Origin of the sequence: Aquipseudomonas guryensis, from assembly GCF_014164785.1 — a bacterium.
GTDB classification, from domain to species: domain Bacteria; phylum Pseudomonadota; class Gammaproteobacteria; order Pseudomonadales; family Pseudomonadaceae; genus Aquipseudomonas; species Aquipseudomonas guryensis.
Genome location: NZ_JACJFN010000005.1, coordinates 228159 through 245003, shown reverse-complemented (window position 1 = coordinate 245003; position 16845 = coordinate 228159). Strand labels below are relative to the sequence as shown.

Sequence of the window (16845 nt, the reverse complement as noted above, 5' to 3'; positions counted from 1 at the left end):
GGAAGCCTGTCGGAGATTGCCCGCCGTCTTCGACGGAGCGCAGTCGCGCAGCAAACCCTGTAGGAGCCAGCTTGCTGGCGATGCTTTTGACCTACCAGGATCGCCAGCAAGCTGGCTCCTACGCTCTGGGCGCGAAAATCTTTCAGATAAACAGCAAGCGTTCAGGCCTGGCTGGTCATCGGCAGCAGGCCCTTGCCGCGCACCAAAGCATCGAATTCGGCAGCCGGTAGTGGTCGGCTGAACAGGTAGCCCTGGACTTCCTGGCAGCCCATCAGTGTCAGCTGTTGCAGCTGCTCGCTGGTTTCCACCCCTTCGGCGATGGTTAGCATGCCCAGGCCGTGGGCCATGCCGATAATCGCCTGGACGATGCGCTGGTCGCTGCCGTCGCGGTTGATGTCGTGGACGAAGGACTGGTCGATCTTCAGCTTGTGCACCTCCAACTGCTTGAGGTAGCTCAGGGAGGAATAGCCCGTGCCGAAGTCATCGATGGCCAGGCGCACGCCGAGTTTGCGCAGCTCGCGGATCATCTGCACCACGCTGGCCGGCTTGTGCATGGCCACGCTTTCGGTCAGTTCCAGCTCCAGGCAGTGGGCGGGCAGGCCGCTCTGTTGCAGCACGTCGGCAATCAGCTTGAGCAGACCCTGGGCACGGAACTGGGCCATGGACAGGTTTACCGCCATCGTGGTGTGCGCCGGGTAGCCAGCTTCCAGCCAGCGCTGCATCTGCGCGCAGGCAGTGCGCAGCACCCACTCGCCGATTCGCAGGATCTGCCCACTGCTCTCGGCGATGGGGATGAACTCGGCGGGGCTGATGAAGCCCAGCTCGGGGTGCTTCCAGCGCAGCAGCGCCTCGGCACCAACCAACTGGCCGTCCACGGACAGCTGCGGCTGGTAGTAAACCTCCAGCTCGCCCTGGCTGAGTGCATTGCGCAATGCGCTTTCCAACTGCAGGGTACGGGCCGACTGGGCCTGCATCTCCTGGGTAAAGAACGCATGCTGGTTGCGCCCGTCCTGCTTGGCCCGGTACATGGCGATCTCGGCATGCCGGGCCAGGGTTTCCACAGTGCTGCCATCCTCAGGAAACATGGCGATGCCGATCGATGCGCTGATCTGCTGGTTGTGCGTATCGATCCGGAAGGGCTGATCGAGCAGGCTCTGGATATGCCGGGCCAGGTGCGCGGCCCCCTGGGCATCGACATAGGGCAGGACCAGGATGAACTCGTCGCCGCCCTGGCGCGAGAAGGTGTCTTCGTCGCGTATCAGCGGCTGGATGCGCCGCGCCACTTCCACCAGCAGGGCGTCGCCCACCGGGTGGCCGAGCAGGTCATTGATGTTCTTGAAGTGGTCGAGGTCCATGAACAGCACGGCCAGCGTCTGCTGGCTACGTTCGCACAAGATCAAGGCCTGCTCGACGCGCGAGGCGAACAGGGTGCGGTTGGGCAGGCTGGTCAGCGCATCGAAGTGGGCCAGGTACTCGATATGCTGCTGGTCACGCAGGCGCTGGCTGATATCGCGGGCCAGCATCACGAAGCTGGTGTTTGGCCCCTGGTGCAGGGTGGATACCGACAGCTCATAGCAGCGCGTTTGTTCACCCTGGCTGATGAGTAGTTGCTGACCGATGCTGAAGCCCTGCAGGCGCGCCTCCTCCAGTGCCCGTTGGCAATTGTCCGCAGCTTCGGCGGGGAGCACTTCCAGCAGGTTGCAGCCCGGTGGCGAGTTGCGCGGATCGATCAAGGCACCCTGCGGCGGGGTATGCACACTCAGGCAGCGGCCCTGGCCGTCCAGTTCGAACAGCTGATCGGGAATCGCCTCGATCACCGCCTGCGTGTGCTTGCGGGTTTTATCCAGGGCCCGGTAGGGCGCATAGATGGTTTCCACGAACATCACCCGGTATAGCACCAGGTAGGCCATCACCTTGTATAGATGGCCGCCCAGGTTGTAGAGATCGGTCACCGAGGAGTAACGGGTGAACAGCAGCTCGCTCATGATCATGGCCAGCAGCGCACCCATCAGCAGCCGTACATCGACCCCCGTGCGCCGGCGCAGGTGGCGGGCGAGCAGGGCGATGCTGAGTAGGTGGATGGCGATTACGCCGTACTCGCTGGCCACCTTGAATGCAGTCAGGCCCTGACCCTCGATGAAGGTCTGCGGCACCCACTGCGGGAACCAGAAGAAGATGATGTGGGCGGGGACCAGCAGCAGGAACATGCCGAGCATGCACAGCAGGCGCCAGGCTCCGGTATTGGCTGCGCCGTCCTTGTCCGCCGGGCGCCAGGGCAGCCAGGCCACCAGGAGCAGGGCCAGCGCCGCCAGGTAGCGAGCCAGGAGCCAGAAGTTGATACCCTTCTCGATACCGTTGGGCGTGATGAAGTCGGGCATGCCGCGGTAGGAAAGCATGTGCGAGAAATCGGCAATCGCTACGCCGAGAAAGGCACAGGAAACTACCAGGATGTTGCGCTGCCGGTGCAGGCGGTAGGTGTTCCAGCCCACGGCAAAGATCAGCGTGGAAACCACGATGGACAGGGTTTCCAGCAGTTGGTGCCAGCTCAGGTAGTGCGGGCTCGGAGGCACGTGCGGACTGCTCAGCTCGATCAGCAGCAGACCGGCGAATAGGCTGGCGAGTAGCAGCAGGATCAGCCGAGTCGAGGTTTGTTGGGGTGAGTTGAGCCGGCTGATCTCGTCGGGCACGCGGCAGTTCCTTGTGGAGAAGCGAATGGTCGGTGTGGCCGCCTCACGGCATTGGAATGCCTACGCGTGATTCCGTCAATTAGCCAGCAGTCCAGAGCCTGCTGCCATCGAGTTTCGACGATCTGCCGCCGGCAACCCGTGATCTTTTCACGCTATCCTGTTCAGCCTAGTCCGAATTACCGCCTCAGGATCACCACCATGAACGCCCAACTCCTCGAACTCATCACCCTGATCAGCTCCGGCTGCATGACCGACGAGGAGATCGCCCGCATCGCCGACGAAGCCGCCCAGGCCTACGCCGATCCTGCCGCCTTCCTTGCCGCCAACCCGGACATCAACTACGACGACACGTTCCCCATCCCCCTGGGCGAGTGGGTGGTGATCGGCAGTCTGCCGGAAACCGTGCTGTTCCAGGCCGACAGCTACGAGGAGCTGCTGCAGCACATCATCGACTCCTTCGGCCCGGACGTGCCCTTCAACATCAAGCCCAAGCAGCTGGCCAAGGTGGAGCCACTGAAAGCCCTCAACCGCATCCAGGTGCAGCTCTCCAGCATGTACAAGGAGAAGGGTGGTTATGTGCTGGTCGACCTCAGCGAGCCGCTGGACGATGAGTTGCAGTGCGTACTCGTATACACCAGTGACCTGCCACGGGTCATGGAGTTGGCGGTGGCCGTGGGCATCTACGCTGCACCTGCCTATGAGGCGCTGAAGGCGGCGCAGGAAGGTTAAATAGCCGAGGCCGCAGGGCGCTTGAACACCAGCGCCTTCAGGCCGCCCTCTGGCTGGCTGTCGGGGAACTCCGGCGGATTGTCCAGGCGCTGGACGAACACCAGGCCGGGTGCCTCGCTGGCGAAGCCCGCAAGCAGGAAGTCCACGCCAATCGCCGGATCGTTCATGCAGGCCAGCACTGTGCCTTGCTCCGTGAGCAGGTCGGGCAGGCGGCGCAGGACTTTCTGGTAGTCCTGGGTCAGCACGAAGCTGCCTTTCTGGAACGACGGCGGGTCGATAATGATCAGGTCATAGGGGCCTTCGCGCTTGAGCTTGCCCCAGGACTTGAACAGGTCATGGCCGAGGAAGCTGACCCGGTTCAGATCATGCTGATTCAGGCGGTGATTCTCGCGCCCGCGGCTTAGGGCGGCCTTGGCCATGTCCAGGTTGACCACGTGCTCGGCGCCCCCGGCAATGGCGGCCACCGAGAAACCGCAGGTGTAGGCGAACAGGTTCAGCACGCGCTGGCCGTGCGCCTGTTCCTGCACCCAGCGCCGGCCATGGCGCATGTCGAGAAACAGCCCGGTATTCTGCTTGCGGCCCAGGTCCAGCTTGAACTGCAGGCCGTTTTCACAGACCTGCCAGTGCTCGACCGGCTCGCCCAGCAGCCACTCGTTGGTGCACTCGGGCTGGTAGCGGTGTTGCAGCAGCAGGGCTCGGGCGCCACTGGCCAGCCATTGCGGCGATGCGCTGAGGCTTTGCAGCATGCTGTTCAGGGCGAGCAGCTCATCGGCAGCCGGTTCGCGGAACAGGGTCACCAGCACTACCCCTTGCAGCCAGTCGACGCTGATCTGCTCCAGTCCCGGCCAGCATTGGCCGCGGCCATGGAACAGGCGCCGGGCTTCGTCAGGCACGTTTGCCAGGGCGGCGCTCAGGTGTTGTTGCAGGGTGTGGATGGCGTCGGAATTCATGGTTCATGGTTCATGGGTCTGGTTGCGCGGCCGCACATGGTAACCGAGTCCCTCGGCTTGGGTGCTGGCGGCGCGGCAACGGACCCATGAGTCGCGTGTGGAACAGGTGGATCACGGGGGCTCAGCTCGTACCGCTGCCCAGTCCTGGCTGCAAGGTTTCCGGCAGCTGCAGGCCGCGCCGCAATGCCCGGAAGTGGCTGGCCGAGCCCTTGAAGAAGGCGCTCGGCAGGATGGCGTAGCGACTCAGTGCCGCCTCCACCTGCGCCAGTCCGGCCTGCTCGGCCATTTCGTAGGCGCGCAGGCCTTTTTCGATGCGCTCGGCGGTCGAGGCGAAGTCGCTGAATTTCATCTCGCGGCTGCTGGCGAAATAGGCGAATTCGATCCGTGGGCGCAGCGCCACCTGGCGGATCAACGGCCAGTCGAGCGCCGCCAGTGCCTGCTCCACCGCCGGGCCGACGATGAACGCCTGTTCCCACAAAAAGAACGCCTCGAACAGTTCGCGGCGTTGTTCGGCGGGCAGCGGCCGTTGTTCGGCCTGGGCACGGTGGCACTGGTTCAACGCGTCGAGCAGCGGTTGCTGGACATAGGCTGCAGCGCCCGCGGCAGAGCCATGCCGCTTGCTGAAGTGATAGGCGCAGTAGGCTTCGATGCACACCCGCCGGTTGATGTCGCGAAAGGCATCGGCGAAGGCCTGCAAGTGCCGCAGCTTGTCGCGGCGCACGATGGGCTGGAACAGATACTGGGCGGAGAGCAGGGCGCCGACCTTCATGCCTAGGGCGAAGTAGCCGGCGCCCCACAGCGCGCCATGGGCGGCGATCAGCGGGAAGACATTGCGCCCGCCGGAGTCCTCATACAGGTGGTGGTAGACCGAGGCGCGCTGGCAGAGGTCGTTGAGCCCTCCGGCCAGTAGCGTGGCCTCCCGGTGAATCAACTGGTAGTCGCGTGCGAGTACAGAGTCTTCATCGTCCATTTCCTTGGCTCCCGGAGAGAATCTACTGATCTCACTCTAAGAGCCGGGAGCGCACCGCGCCGTGTGGCATATTGCCTCAGAACCTGTTCGCGATCTTTTTTGCCAATGCCGAAAAGCTGTGTGGGGCGGGTGCGGATCGCTTTTGCTCCCTATCCCCAGCCCCTCTCCCAAAAGTGGGAGAGGGGCGTTTCCGAGATCCTAAACAGATTCTCAGGCGACTGCCGTTACAGGCTGAAACCGCCGTCGATGGGGATGATGTTGCCGGTCATGTAGGCGCCTGCCACGCTGGCCAGGCTGATGGCCAGGGCGGCCATTTCCTCTTCGCGGCCCCAGCGCTGCATGGGGATATGCGCGACGTCTTCGGCCATGGCCGCTTGGTCCTGGGCGATGTGCTTGGTCATCTTGCTCGGGAAACGGCCGGGGGCGATCACGTTGACGTTGATGTGCTCGCCGACCAGCTCGCGGGCCAGCAGGCGCGACAGCTGGTGCAGCGCGGCCTTGCTCGGGCCGTAGGCGTAGGCCTGCTCGCCGAATGAGCTGATGCCGGCCACCGAGCCGATGTTGATCACCCGCGCCGGGCTCTGTGTGTTGCCGGCCTTGCGCAGCAGCGGCAGCAGTTGCTGGATACAGCTGAATACCGAGGTCACGTTGAGCTGCATGACCTTCTCCCAGCCTTTCACCGGATAGCTCTCCAGCGGCCCGCCCCAGGTGGTGCCGGCGTTGTTGACCAGGATATCCAGTTGGCTGAGGCGGCCACTCAGCTCGGCAGCCAGGGCCTTGGCGCCTTCCTCGCTGGACAGGTCGGCAGCCAGGCCGATGCATTCGCCATGCACCGAAAGCTCTTCGGCTGTCTGCAGGCAGGCGGCGCCATCGCGGGCGCAGATAAACACCCGCGCGCCTGCTTCGAGGAAACCCTGGGCGATCATCCGGCCGATGCCACGGGTGCCGCCGGTAACCAGGGCGGTGCGGCCTTGCAGGCTGAAGTAGGAGTGCATGGGAAAATCCTCGGGCAAGTTGGCAAAGGCCTAACCCTAATACCCCCGACGACTCTGGATGAAGCGTGCATTGGCGTTATAGCAAGTGGAAATGCCGAGGTATTGCTGGATCAGCCCCGGCGCTGGCGCAGCGGGTCGAGCAGCGGCTTGAGGCCGTTATGGTCGATCTCCTGCATCAAGGCCAACAGGCGACCGATCTCGCCCTTGGGGAAACCTGTGCGGGCGAACCAGTTGAGGTAGTGGCCGGGCAGGTCGGCGAGCAGGCGGTCCTTGTACTTGCCGAAAGGCATGGTACGGGTGACCAGCAGGAGGAGGTCTTCGGGATTCATGGGCGAACTGGATGCGGGGGAGGGCGACAGTTTGCCCGTTGCGGCGCTCATGACAAAGGGCCCCGGAGGGCCCTTTGTCTGTGCGCTGCAGCCGATCAGCTCTGGCGGATCAGGTGGTCGAAGGCGCTCAGCGAGGCCTTGGCACCTTCGCCCACGGCGATGACGATCTGCTTGTAGGGCACGGTGGTCACGTCGCCGGCAGCGAACACGCCGGGGATGTTGGTGCCGCCCTTGGCATCGACGATGATCTCGCCACGCGGGGTCAGCTCCACCACGCCTTTCAGCCAGTCGCTGTTGGGCAGCAGGCCGATCTGCACGAAGATGCCTTCCAGTTCGACAGTGTGCAGTTCATCGCTGTTGCGATCCTTGTACACCAGGCCACTGACCTTCTGCCCGTCGCCTTTGACCTCGGTGGTCAGGGCGCTGGTGATGACCTTGACGTTGGCCAGGCTGTGCAGCTTCTTCTGCAGCACGGCGTCGGCGCGCAGCTGGCTGTCGAACTCGATCAGGGTGACCTGGGTGACAATGCCGGCCAGGTCGATGGCCGCTTCCACGCCGGAGTTGCCGCCGCCGATCACTGCCACGCGCTTGCCCTTGAAGAGCGGGCCGTCACAGTGCGGGCAGTAGGCCACGCCCTTGCCACGGTATTCCTGCTCGCCCGGTACGTTCATCTCCCTCCAGCGTGCACCGGTGGAGAGAATTACGGTCTTGGCCTTGAGGCTGGCACCGCTGTCGAACTTGACCTCGTGCAGACCGCCCGCGCTGCTGGCCGGAATCAGGGCGCTGGCGCGCTGCAGGTTCATGATGTCGACGTCGTATTGTTTGACGTGCTCTTCCAGAGCGCGGGCCAGCTTTGGCCCTTCGGTTTCCTGGACCGAGATGAAGTTCTCGATGGCCATGGTGTCCAGTACCTGGCCGCCGAAACGCTCGGCAGCCACGCCGGTGCGGATGCCTTTGCGCGCGGCATAGATGGCCGCCGCAGCGCCGGCCGGGCCGCCGCCGATGATCAGCACGTCGAAGGCGTCCTTGGCACTCATCTTCTCGGCATCGCGGTTGGCGGCGCCGGTATCGATCTTGGCGAGGATTTCCTTCACTTCCATACGGCCCGAGGCGAACACCTCGCCGTTCAGGTAGATGCTCGGCACGGCCATCACCTGGCGGCGCTCGACTTCTTCCTGGAACAGCGCGCCGTCGATCGACACGTTACGGATATTGGGGTTGAGCACGGCCATCAGATTCAGCGCCTGGACCACGTCCGGGCAGTTCTGGCAGGACAGCGAGAAATAGGTCTCGAACTCGAACGTGCCTTCGATGGCTTGGATCTGCGCGATGGTCTCGGCGTCCAGTTTGGACGGGTGACCACCAACCTGCAGCAGGGCTAGCACCAGCGAGGTGAACTCGTGGCCCATGGGGATACCGGCGAAGCTGACGCCGATATCGGCGCCCGGGCGAACCAGGGCGAAGGACGGACGGCGCGCATCACTGCCGTCGGTCTTGAGGCTGATCTTGTCGGTCAGGCCGACGATGTCTTGCAGCAGTCCGAGCAATTCCTGGGACTTTTCGCCGTCATCGAGGGAGGCGACGATTTCGAACGGCTGGGTGACCTTCTCGAGGTAGGCCTTCAACTGGGTTTTAAGCGTGGCATCCAACATGACGAAGTTCCTTTTATACAAATTGCGGACAAACAAACGCCCGGGCGGATCGCGCCCGGGCGTTCGGGCACTTGGAGGGTTGGATCTCAACCCGCAAAGCGCAAGGCGATTGGGGCCGGGACGGCCCCAGGCAGATACTTAGATCTTGCCTACGAGGTCCAGGGAAGGAGCCAGGGTCTTCTCGCCTTCTTTCCACTTGGCCGGGCAAACCTGACCCGGGTTGGCGGCGGTGTACTGGGCAGCTTTCAGCTTGCGCAGGGTTTCCGATACGTCACGGGCGATTTCGTTGGAGTGGATTTCCACGGTCTTGATCACGCCTTCCGGGTTGATCACGAAGGTGCCACGCAGGGCCAGGCCTTCTTCCGGGATGTGTACGCCGAAAGCGTTGGTCAGGGCGTGGGTCGGGTCACCGATCAGCGGGAACTGAGCTTTGCCAACGGCCGGGGAGGTTTCGTGCCAGACCTTGTGCGAGAAGTGGGTGTCGGTGGTGACGATGTACACCTCGGTACCGGCCTTCTGGAACTCGGCGTAGTTGTTGGCGGCGTCTTCGATCTCGGTCGGGCAGTTGAAGGTGAAGGCTGCCGGCATGAAGATCAGTACCGACCACTTGCCCTTCAGGGACTGCTCGGTCACTTCGATGAATTCGCCGTTGTGGAAAGCGTTGGCTTTGAAAGGCTGAACTTGGGTGTTGATGAGGTTCATCAGTGAACTCCTTAGGGGGGTTGGTAATTTGATGGCGCCATCCTAACGGCGATGACGCCAATCTGTTAATTGATTGAAAGCATGATATCGATTGCTTCGGCCTATAGCTGCACGGCAAACCCTGTGGTGCAGTCTATGGCGACTGGCAGTTTGACCGGCAGTCATGGCAGTTCATCGTCAGCGTGCTGCAGGGTATCAGCTGACTGCCTGCAATTGCGGGTTCTGCTGGCGATACTGTTCGAAGATGAACTGGCGGATGCGCTCGGTATGTTCGTTGTGGCTGAACAACAGGCTGTAGGCCGCTCGCTGTCCGCTGCTCTGGCGGATGCGCCGAGCGTGCACCGGGATGGCTTCCTGCCCGGGTAGGGGTAGCCAGAGGCTGAATTCCTCCGGCAGGGCCGTTTTGCCGCGCGGCCCGATCAGCAGGCTGTCGGGGGCGATTTCATGCACCAGCAGGCTGCTCGCTGCACCATCTTGTTCCCGCAGGGGCAGTGGTTTGGCCAGTACCAGGCGCCATGGGCGGCGGATGACTCCTTCTTCGTAGATGCTTGGTGCGCCCATCTCCAGTTGCAAGCTGTGCATTTCGTCCTCCACCAGTTGCAGCGGGAAAGACATGCGATAGTTGCCCATGCGCGCCTTCAGATTCAGCTGGGCGTGCTGGCCCAGGCGGCTGAGCAGGGCATTGGCCAGGGCACCACCATCGACTTTGAAGCTTGGAATGTGCAGGGGCTTGCCAATCAGCTGGCTGCTGAATAGCTGGCGGAGGAAGTCCAGCTCTTCGCTGGACAGTGCACTTTGCTCGGACATGCTGCCCTCCAGAGGGCATGGGTGAAGGCCCGTCGCAGCGGTTATCGAAACGGCAACAGGCCTAGCTGACCGCAAGCAAAAAATGCGCCCCCGACCGTTCGGGCTCTGCCGATTATCGATCTGCTGGGTTCAGCGGGCGCTGCAGTGCGCCCGAATTGGACTCAGTGGGAAGCCTTGAGTGCCGCGAGTTCGTCCTTGAGACGGCTGACTTCGGCCTCAAGTTCCCGAACCCGCTCCTTGGCTTCCACTTCTTCGCTGACATCCTTCTGGATACCGATGTAGTAGGTCAGCTGGTCGCCTTCGTTGAACACCGGGGTGATCGACAGTTCGTTCCAGAACGCACTGCCATCGCGGCGGTAGTTGCGGATGATCTGCCGGCACGGCTTCTGGTTGCGGATCGCCTCGCGAATGGCTTGCAGGCCAGGCTGGCCGCGGTCATTGCCCTGCAGGAAGCGGCAATCCTGATAGAGGATATCGTCGCTGCCATAGCCAGACAGACGCTCGAAGGCCGGGTTGGCGTAGATCAGGATGTTGTCGTCGCCTTCCTGTTCGGCGACCACGATGCCGTCGTTGGAGGCATCGATCACCAGTTGCAGTAGCTTGGCATTGATCATGGGATGGGCTCTGGGTGCGCTATTGGCTGCATTCTATGCCATCCCGATCCGCTGTCCACTTGCGGCATAATGCACGGCGTTTATCAGCATGTTTCGGAGTTCTGCATGAAAGTCGCCATTCTGTCCGGCTCGGTCTACGGCGCCGCCGAAGAAGTTGCCCGTCGCGCCGTCGAGTTGCTCAATGCCGCCGGTTTTTCGGCTTGGCACAAGGCCGGGGCCAGCCTGGCGGAAGTGCAGGCCTTCGACCCCGAGGCGCTGCTGGCCGTGACCTCGACCACCGGCATGGGCGAGTTACCGGGCAACCTGCAGGGCTTCTATTACGAGACCCGTGACCTGTTCCCGGCCTGGAGTGGCAAACCCTTTGCTGTGCTGGCACTCGGTGATTCCAGCTACGACACCTTTTGCGGTGGCGGCGAGCTGATGCGCGAGCTGTTTGCCGAGCTGGGCATGCGCGAGGCGCTGCCGATGCTGCGCCTGGATGCCAGCGAAAGCGTGACCCCGGAAGACGACGCCGAGCCCTGGCTGGGTCAGCTGATCGCGGCCCTGCGCGCCTGATGCACCCGCGCGCTGCCGAACTTATCCGCGAGCTGCAGCTGGTCGCCCATCCGGAGGGTGGCTATTACCGCCGCCTGTTCACCTCGGCGCAGCTGTTGGCCGATGGCCGCGCGGCGTCCAGCGCGATCCTCTTCCTGTTGCCGGCCGGCGCGGTCAGCCGCTGGCACCGGGTGGATGCCGACGAGTTGTGGCACTTCCACGAAGGCGAGCCGTTGCAGCTGCTGAGCGCCGCAAGCCCGCAGCAGGTGCAGGTCGAGCGCCTGGGCCCGGTAGCGGCGGGGCAGTTGCCGCAACGGGTGGTACCGGCGCACGCCTGGCAGGCGGCGCGCAGTCTAGGCGCCTTCAGCCTGGTCGGTTGCACCGTGGCGCCGGAGTTCCGTTTCGAGGGCTTCCGCCTGCTCGCCGATGATGCGCAGGCGCAGCACGACTGGCCGCTGCTGGCGCGTGACTATCCCGAACTGCTCTGACCGCCAGGGCCACTAAGCTGGCCTGCAAGGCGACTAGCCGGCCACTCGGTGAGCGCTAGACTCCTCGGCACAACAACTCGCCGAGGATTGCCCGATGACCGCTGCCCAAGCCCTGCCTCAACTGAATGTGCGCGACCAGGTTTCCGCCGCTGAGTGGCAGACCCGTGTCGACCTGGCCGCCTGCTACCGGCTGATCGCTCTGTATGGCTGGGATGATCTGATCTTCACCCACATCTCGGCCAAGGTGCCCGGCACCGAAGACTTCCTGATCAACCCCTATGGGCTGATGTTCCACGAAATCACCGCCTCCAGCCTGGTCAAGGTCGATTTGAGCGGCAAGAAGCTGATGGACAGCCCGTTCGACATCAACCCGGCCGGCTACACCATCCACAGTGCGGTACATGAGGTGCGTCACGATGCCACGTGCGTGCTGCATATCCACACACCGGCGGGCATCGCCGTGTCCGCGCAGAAGCAGGGCCTGCTGCCGTTGTCGCAGCAGTCGCTGTTCGTTCTCTCCAGCCTGGCCTACCACGGTTACGAGGGCGTGGCCCTGAACCATGACGAGAAGGCCCGTCTGCAGGCCGATCTGGGCGACAAGAACTTCATGATCCTGCCCAATCACGGTCTGCTCACCGCCGGTGGCAGCATCGCTGACACCTTCCTGATGATGTTCACCCTGCAGCGCGCCTGCGAAGTGCAAGTCATGGCGCAGAGCGGTGGTGCCGAGCTGATCCATATTCCGCAGCAGATCCTCGCGGGCGCCAAGGCCATGGTTGCCGGGGTGATGAAGACGCCGCAGGGCATGGGTGGTCATCTGGCCTGGCCGGCCCTGCTGCGCAAGCTCGATGCGCAGATGCCGGGCTACGCGGCGTGACGACGCTGCCAGGCATCGCCCTGGATGAATGGCGCGCGCAGGGGCAGGGCTTCACCTTCAAGGGCCACGCCATCCGCTACTGGGTGGCGGGGGCGCTGGATGCCGAGCCGCTGCTGCTGATCCATGGCTTCCCTACTGCCAGCTGGGACTGGCACTACCTGTGGCAGGCACTGGCGCAGCGTTACCGGGTGATCGCCTGCGACATGCTTGGCTTTGGCTACTCGGCCAAGCCGCGCGGGTATAGCTACAGCCTGCTGGAGCAGGCCGACCTGCAGCAGGCGCTGCTGGCTCAGTTGGGCATCGCCGGCCCCGTGCATGTGCTGGCCCACGACTACGGCGACAGCGTGGCCCAGGAGCTGCTGGCGCGGCACCACGAAGGGCGCATCCGGCTGGCCAGCTGCGTGTTCCTGAATGGCGGGCTGTTTCCGGAAACCCATCGCCCAGTGCTGATGCAGAAATTGCTGCTCAGCCCGCTGGGTTCGCTGCTCGGCAAGCTGTTCTCGCGCGGCAAGCTGAAGGCCAACCTGACCAAGGTGTTCGGCCCGCACACCCCGCCCAGCGAGGTGGAGCTGGACGCCTTCTGGAGCCTGATCGCGCACAACGACGGCCCGGCGGTGATGCACCGGCTGATCCGCTACATGCCCGAGCGCCGCCAGCAGCGCGAACGCTGGGTGGCGGCCATGCAAAAAGGCGGGGTGCCGCTGCGGGTGATCGATGGTGCACTCGACCCGATTTCCGGGGCGCACATGGTGGCGCGCTACCGCGAGCTGATTGCGAACGCCGACACCGTGTTGCTGGAGCAGATCGGCCACTATCCGCAGACCGAGGCACCCGCAGAGGTGCTCGCTCACTATCTGCAGTTCCGTGAATGGCTGGAGGCCAAAACATGCAGCGACGTACTGTCTTGAAGGGGGCCGCCGTGGGCGGTGCGGTGGTGCTGGGGGCTGGATTCTGGGCGTTGCCCACAGGTGTGGCGCCAGCCGCGCTTACTCTGGACGGTGCGCAGCAGGCGCTGGTCGCGCTAGCCAGCCACGAACTGACCAGCCTCAAGGGCTGGAGCCCGAGCGAGGTATTCAACCACTGCGCGCAGAGCGTCGAGTACTCCATGGACGGCTACCCGCAGCTGAAGCCGGCCTGGTTTCGCCACAGCGTCGGGCCGCTGGCCTTCAGCGTGTTCAGCGCTCGCGGCGCCATGCGCCACCCGCTCGATGAAGTGATTCCCGGCGCCGCTCCGTTGGTCGAACCCGCCAGCACTGTGGCCGCCATCGCCCGCCTGCAGGCGGCACTGGTGCGCTTCGCCGCCCACACTGGCGAGTTACAGCCGCACTTTGCCTACGGTGCCCTCAGTCATGCCGAGTACACCCAGGCCCATGTGCTGCATCTGTATAACCACCTGAGCCTGATTCGCGTGGCGGATCAATCTGCCTGATTTTACTTTGCAGTAATCATCTTCCTGTCTTATCGAACACCATTCAGTCGTGCGGCAGATGATTGCCGAGTGCCCGCTACTGCCGGACACTCGGAGCCTTTCCCACCTGCCGAGGTAGCTGTTTCATGAGCGAAGCCATCCGTTTCGAAGACAAGGTCGTGATCGTCACTGGCGCCGGTGGTGGTCTCGGACGGGCCCACGCACTGCTGTTCGCCAAGCATGGCGCGCGTGTGGTGGTCAACGACCTGGGCGGCAGTGCCCACGGCGAAGGTGCCAACGCCTCGGCGGCGGACAAGGTGGTGGCCGAGATCCAGGCGGCCGGTGGTACCGCTGTGGCCAACCATGACTCGGTGACCGATGGCGGCAAGATCGTGCAGAACGCCCTGGATGCCTTCGGTCGCATCGACGTGGTGGTCAACAACGCCGGCATCCTGCGCGACAAGTCCTTCGTCAAGATGGAAGACGCCGACTGGGACCTGGTCTACAAGGTCCACGTCGAGGGCGCCTACAAGGTGACCCACGCCGCCTGGCCGCACCTGCGCGAGCAGAACTTCGGTCGGGTGATCTTCACCGCCTCTACTTCGGGCATCTACGGCAACTTCGGTCAGTCCAACTACGGTATGGCCAAGCTCGGCCTGTATGGCCTGACCCGTACCCTGGCCATCGAAGGGCGCAAGAACAACGTGCTGGTCAACGCCATCGCCCCTACCGGCGGTACGCGCATGACCGAAGGCCTGATCCCGCCGCAAGTGTTTGACCAGCTCAAGCCGGAACTGGTCAGCCCGCTGGTGGTGTACCTCGGCAGCGAGCAGTGCCAGGACACCGGCGGCCTCTACGAAGTCGGCGGCGGCTGGGTCGGCAAGGTGCGCTGGGAGCGTAGCCTGGGCGCCGGTTTCGACCCCAAGGCTGGCTTCAGCCCGGAAGACGTGGCCGGCCACTGGAAACAGATCGGCGACTTCGAGGGTGCCGTGCATCCGGATGACAACGTCACCGCACTGCGCGAGATGATGGCTAACCTGCAGAAGTACATGAAGCTGGGTTAAGCCTCACCGCAGGTTCCGGAGATTGGCCAGAAGGCCGGCGCATGCGCCGGCCTTTTTGTTCTATGGTGCTGCGAGTCCTGCAGGAGCGACGCCGCCATGAATGTTCTGGTCGAGAAGCACGGCCCGGTTACCACTCTGATCCTCAACCGCCCCGAAGTGCGCAACGCCGTCGACCGGCCGACTGCCGATGCTTTGGCCGCCGCGCTGCGCGAGTTCGAACGCGACGAGTCGGCACGGGTGGCGGTACTTACCGGTGCTGGCGGTACCTTCTGTGCCGGCGCCGACCTGGCTGCGGTGGCGCAAGACGGTGAGCGGAGCAATCGACTGCAGGAGGATGGCGACGGGCCCATGGGACCGAGTCGCATGCTGCTGAGCAAGCCGCTGATCGCCGCCATCGAAGGCCATGCGGTAGCGGGCGGCCTGGAGCTGGCACTGCTGGCTGACCTGCGGGTAATGGCGGCGGATGCCGTGCTTGGGGTGTTCTGTCGGCGCTTCGGCGTGCCGCTGATCGACGGTGGCACGGTGCGTTTGCCGCGCATCGTCGGCCAGGGCCGGGCGCTCGATTTGATCCTCACCGGACGTGCCGTGATGGCCGAGGAAGCCTTGCAGATGGGCCTGGTCAATCGCGTGGTGCCCAGTGGCAGCGCGCGTGCCGTGGCCGAGCAGCTGGCGGCGCAGCTCGCCGAATTCCCCCAGCTGTGCATGCTGACGGATCGCGCCAGTGTCTATGGCCAGTGGCAGTTGCCGCTGGATGCGGCCCTGCATGCGGAGTTTCGCGCTGGCATGGCGGTGGTGGCGAGTGGTGAAACCCGCGCCGGTGCCCAGCGCTTCAGCGCGGGAGCGGGCCGGCACGGGGAGTTCAGCAAACCGCAGGCCTGATTGCCCTGGATCGGACTGCGGTGAGTTACTAGCGGGCTTGCAGCTTGAAGTTATCGTCCGAGGGTTCCTTGGTGTAGGCGCCCTGGTCATGCACCAGCTTCTGCGTGCCATTCATCAGGGTGGTGATGCGGCTGTCAGAGGTCTTGGCCGAGGCGGCCTGGTTGCTGGTGCCGGTCACCAGGGGTGGATTGAAGCTGAAGGACCAGAGGTAATGCCAGACTGCGGCATTGTGCTTCTCGGTGATCTGTACGGAGTTGAAGTACCAGGGTTTCAGCTCGCTGAAGGCGGTCATGTTCATCAGCCCGGAGTTGGCATCGCCGACGAAGATGGTGCTGGTGACCGCCGAAGTACGGTAGGCCTCGAAGATCACCCCTTTGCCCTTCAGCTCGCTGACATAGCTGCGGCTGACCGCGCCGGTCCACTGGTTGCCGAGCCAGCTCTTGGCGTTGTTCGAGTAGAAGGGGTCAAGCAGCGCCACACGCTTGGGCAGCAGCTTGCTGTTGACGGTGCCGGCCGTGACCGCATCGCTGATCTTCTTGCTCAGGACGATGGCTACCTGGTTGCCCAAGGAGTGACCGAGGATGCGGATGTTGCTGCCGCTGTAGCCGGCCAGATTGTCCTTGTAACTCTTGAACAGCAGGTCGCCGACTGACTGGCTCGGGCCGCTGGCATACACCCCGCTGCTGTTGCGCCAGCGCATGGCGCGCGGGCCAGTGGCGCTCCAGATCTTGGCTTCGGCGTCTGTCACTTCGCCCTCGTCGGCGAACTGGTTCCAGTACAGCACGCCGACGTTGTAGCCGGCCCGCAGCCAGGAATCGGCCAGGTCCAGCGCCGGGCCACCGGCGCCCTCGCGGTTGAAGGTTTCGCGGTCCTTGCGCGCGGTCGTACCGTTTTGCCAACCATGGATGTAGATCACCGTGGGTTTGCTGGCGCCGTAGTAGGCGTTGCTTTGCCCAGGTACGGCTTTCTGCCAGGTGTCGCCATAGCCGAACCAGTACAGACCGTAGTCGAGGTTGTTGAAGGTGGAATCGGGGAAGACGCCGGGGGCGGCGTGGAGCAGCGATGAAAAACATAGCAGGCACAGCAATATGAGCTTGCGCATCGTGGACGTCCCTAATGTTGTTATTGTGTTGGGGGCGTGCCGATTAAGCCGAGAGTTT

Annotated in this window: 18 protein-coding genes; 8 read left to right on the top strand and 10 right to left on the bottom strand. The window is 63.7% G+C overall.

All coding sequences use genetic code 11. The annotated features are described in order from the left end of the window. Positions 1–161 precede the first annotated feature (161 nt). Entirely contained in the window at positions 162–2687 is a 2526-nt protein-coding gene (locus tag H3H45_RS18845) for a bifunctional diguanylate cyclase/phosphodiesterase (RefSeq protein ID WP_182835233.1), read from the bottom strand. Between the two features lie 198 nt (positions 2688–2885). Between H3H45_RS18845 and H3H45_RS18840 the strand changes: the two genes are divergently transcribed. Further along, entirely contained in the window at positions 2886–3416 is a 531-nt protein-coding gene (locus tag H3H45_RS18840; protein ID WP_182835232.1) for a hypothetical protein, read from the top strand. Here the strand turns inward: H3H45_RS18840 and H3H45_RS18835 are convergent. The 8 genes from H3H45_RS18835 to H3H45_RS18800 all read right to left on the bottom strand — a co-directional run bounded on the left by H3H45_RS18835 (position 3413) and on the right by H3H45_RS18800 (position 10435). Continuing rightward, on the bottom strand, positions 3413–4366 hold the full coding sequence (locus tag H3H45_RS18835) for a class I SAM-dependent methyltransferase (protein WP_182835231.1): 954 nt from the start codon (positions 4364–4366) through the stop codon (positions 3413–3415). The genes H3H45_RS18840 and H3H45_RS18835 overlap by 4 nt on opposite strands. Positions 4367–4487: 121 nt before the next feature. Further along, positions 4488–5336 carry a hypothetical protein gene (locus tag H3H45_RS18830; protein ID WP_182835230.1) on the bottom strand — a complete coding sequence of 283 codons (849 nt, stop codon included), beginning with the start codon at positions 5334–5336 and terminating at the stop codon, positions 4488–4490. A 224-nt stretch (positions 5337–5560) separates the two neighbouring features. Continuing rightward, positions 5561–6331, bottom strand: coding sequence for an SDR family oxidoreductase (locus H3H45_RS18825; RefSeq protein WP_182835229.1), 771 nt, complete (start codon positions 6329–6331; stop codon positions 5561–5563). Positions 6332–6441: 110 nt separating this feature from the next. Beyond that, entirely contained in the window at positions 6442–6660 is a 219-nt protein-coding gene (locus H3H45_RS18820) for a DUF3820 family protein (RefSeq protein WP_173208718.1), read from the bottom strand. 95 nt (positions 6661–6755) lie between these two features. Beyond that, a complete protein-coding gene (gene ahpF, locus H3H45_RS18815) occupies positions 6756–8312 on the bottom strand; it encodes an alkyl hydroperoxide reductase subunit F (RefSeq protein ID WP_182835228.1) in 1557 nt (518 codons plus the stop codon). 138 nt (positions 8313–8450) lie between these two features. Next, positions 8451–9014, bottom strand: a complete 564-nt coding sequence (gene ahpC, locus H3H45_RS18810) for an alkyl hydroperoxide reductase subunit C (RefSeq protein ID WP_173208714.1) — start codon at positions 9012–9014, stop codon at positions 8451–8453. Between the two features lie 195 nt (positions 9015–9209). Further along, positions 9210–9821 carry a PilZ domain-containing protein gene (locus H3H45_RS18805; RefSeq protein ID WP_182835227.1) on the bottom strand — a complete coding sequence of 204 codons (612 nt, stop codon included), beginning with the start codon at positions 9819–9821 and terminating at the stop codon, positions 9210–9212. A 161-nt stretch (positions 9822–9982) separates the two neighbouring features. After that, positions 9983–10435, bottom strand: a complete 453-nt coding sequence (locus H3H45_RS18800) for a PAS domain-containing protein (protein ID WP_182835226.1) — start codon at positions 10433–10435, stop codon at positions 9983–9985. Between the two features lie 105 nt (positions 10436–10540). Between H3H45_RS18800 and H3H45_RS18795 the strand changes: the two genes are divergently transcribed. The 7 genes from H3H45_RS18795 to H3H45_RS18765 all read left to right on the top strand — a co-directional run bounded on the left by H3H45_RS18795 (position 10541) and on the right by H3H45_RS18765 (position 15685). Next, on the top strand, positions 10541–10990 hold the full coding sequence (locus H3H45_RS18795; protein ID WP_182835225.1) for a flavodoxin: 450 nt from the start codon (positions 10541–10543) through the stop codon (positions 10988–10990). Continuing rightward, positions 10990–11457 carry a cupin domain-containing protein gene (locus H3H45_RS18790; RefSeq protein WP_182835224.1) on the top strand — a complete coding sequence of 156 codons (468 nt, stop codon included), beginning with the start codon at positions 10990–10992 and terminating at the stop codon, positions 11455–11457. Before H3H45_RS18795 ends, H3H45_RS18790 begins: the two co-directional genes overlap by 1 nt. Positions 11458–11551: 94 nt before the next feature. After that, positions 11552–12334 (top strand): class II aldolase/adducin family protein, encoded by a 783-nt coding sequence (locus H3H45_RS18785; protein ID WP_182835223.1) that lies wholly within the window; start codon positions 11552–11554, stop codon positions 12332–12334. Further along, entirely contained in the window at positions 12331–13242 is a 912-nt protein-coding gene (locus tag H3H45_RS18780; RefSeq protein WP_182835222.1) for an alpha/beta fold hydrolase, read from the top strand. Before H3H45_RS18785 ends, H3H45_RS18780 begins: the two co-directional genes overlap by 4 nt. Then, the gene (locus H3H45_RS18775; protein WP_182835221.1) at positions 13221–13763 is read left to right on the top strand and encodes a DUF1569 domain-containing protein; all 543 of its coding nucleotides are present in this window, start codon (positions 13221–13223) and stop codon (positions 13761–13763) included. The genes H3H45_RS18780 and H3H45_RS18775 overlap by 22 nt, the downstream gene beginning before the upstream one ends. Before the next feature lie 125 nt (positions 13764–13888). Beyond that, positions 13889–14806, top strand: a complete 918-nt coding sequence (locus H3H45_RS18770) for an SDR family oxidoreductase (protein ID WP_182835220.1) — start codon at positions 13889–13891, stop codon at positions 14804–14806. A 96-nt stretch (positions 14807–14902) separates the two neighbouring features. Continuing rightward, entirely contained in the window at positions 14903–15685 is a 783-nt protein-coding gene (locus H3H45_RS18765; RefSeq protein ID WP_182835219.1) for a crotonase/enoyl-CoA hydratase family protein, read from the top strand. Positions 15686–15713: 28 nt separating this feature from the next. Here H3H45_RS18765 and H3H45_RS18760 read toward each other — a convergent pair whose 3' ends face one another. Then, positions 15714–16787 carry an alpha/beta hydrolase family protein gene (locus tag H3H45_RS18760; protein WP_182835218.1) on the bottom strand — a complete coding sequence of 358 codons (1074 nt, stop codon included), beginning with the start codon at positions 16785–16787 and terminating at the stop codon, positions 15714–15716. Between the last annotated feature and the right edge of the window lie 58 nt (positions 16788–16845).

Excerpts from the sequence above, each read along its gene's own strand:
- H3H45_RS18840 (WP_182835232.1), top strand. The coding sequence starts at position 2,886 with ATGAACGCCCAACTCCTCGAACTCATCACCCTGATCAGCTCCGGCTGC.
- H3H45_RS18835 (WP_182835231.1), bottom strand. The coding sequence starts at position 4,366 with ATGAATTCCGACGCCATCCACACCCTGCAACAACACCTGAGCGCCGCC.
- H3H45_RS18830 (WP_182835230.1), bottom strand. The coding sequence starts at position 5,336 with ATGGACGATGAAGACTCTGTACTCGCACGCGACTACCAGTTGATTCAC.
- H3H45_RS18825 (WP_182835229.1), bottom strand. The coding sequence starts at position 6,331 with ATGCACTCCTACTTCAGCCTGCAAGGCCGCACCGCCCTGGTTACCGGC.
- H3H45_RS18820 (WP_173208718.1), bottom strand. The coding sequence starts at position 6,660 with ATGAATCCCGAAGACCTCCTCCTGCTGGTCACCCGTACCATGCCTTTC.
- ahpF (WP_182835228.1), bottom strand. The coding sequence starts at position 8,312 with ATGTTGGATGCCACGCTTAAAACCCAGTTGAAGGCCTACCTCGAGAAG.
- ahpC (WP_173208714.1), bottom strand. The coding sequence starts at position 9,014 with ATGAACCTCATCAACACCCAAGTTCAGCCTTTCAAAGCCAACGCTTTC.
- H3H45_RS18805 (WP_182835227.1), bottom strand. The coding sequence starts at position 9,821 with ATGTCCGAGCAAAGTGCACTGTCCAGCGAAGAGCTGGACTTCCTCCGC.
- H3H45_RS18800 (WP_182835226.1), bottom strand. The coding sequence starts at position 10,435 with ATGATCAATGCCAAGCTACTGCAACTGGTGATCGATGCCTCCAACGAC.
- H3H45_RS18795 (WP_182835225.1), top strand. The coding sequence starts at position 10,541 with ATGAAAGTCGCCATTCTGTCCGGCTCGGTCTACGGCGCCGCCGAAGAA.
- H3H45_RS18790 (WP_182835224.1), top strand. The coding sequence starts at position 10,990 with ATGCACCCGCGCGCTGCCGAACTTATCCGCGAGCTGCAGCTGGTCGCC.
- H3H45_RS18785 (WP_182835223.1), top strand. The coding sequence starts at position 11,552 with ATGACCGCTGCCCAAGCCCTGCCTCAACTGAATGTGCGCGACCAGGTT.
- H3H45_RS18775 (WP_182835221.1), top strand. The coding sequence starts at position 13,221 with ATGCAGCGACGTACTGTCTTGAAGGGGGCCGCCGTGGGCGGTGCGGTG.
- H3H45_RS18770 (WP_182835220.1), top strand. The coding sequence starts at position 13,889 with ATGAGCGAAGCCATCCGTTTCGAAGACAAGGTCGTGATCGTCACTGGC.
- H3H45_RS18765 (WP_182835219.1), top strand. The coding sequence starts at position 14,903 with ATGAATGTTCTGGTCGAGAAGCACGGCCCGGTTACCACTCTGATCCTC.
- H3H45_RS18760 (WP_182835218.1), bottom strand. The coding sequence starts at position 16,787 with ATGCGCAAGCTCATATTGCTGTGCCTGCTATGTTTTTCATCGCTGCTC.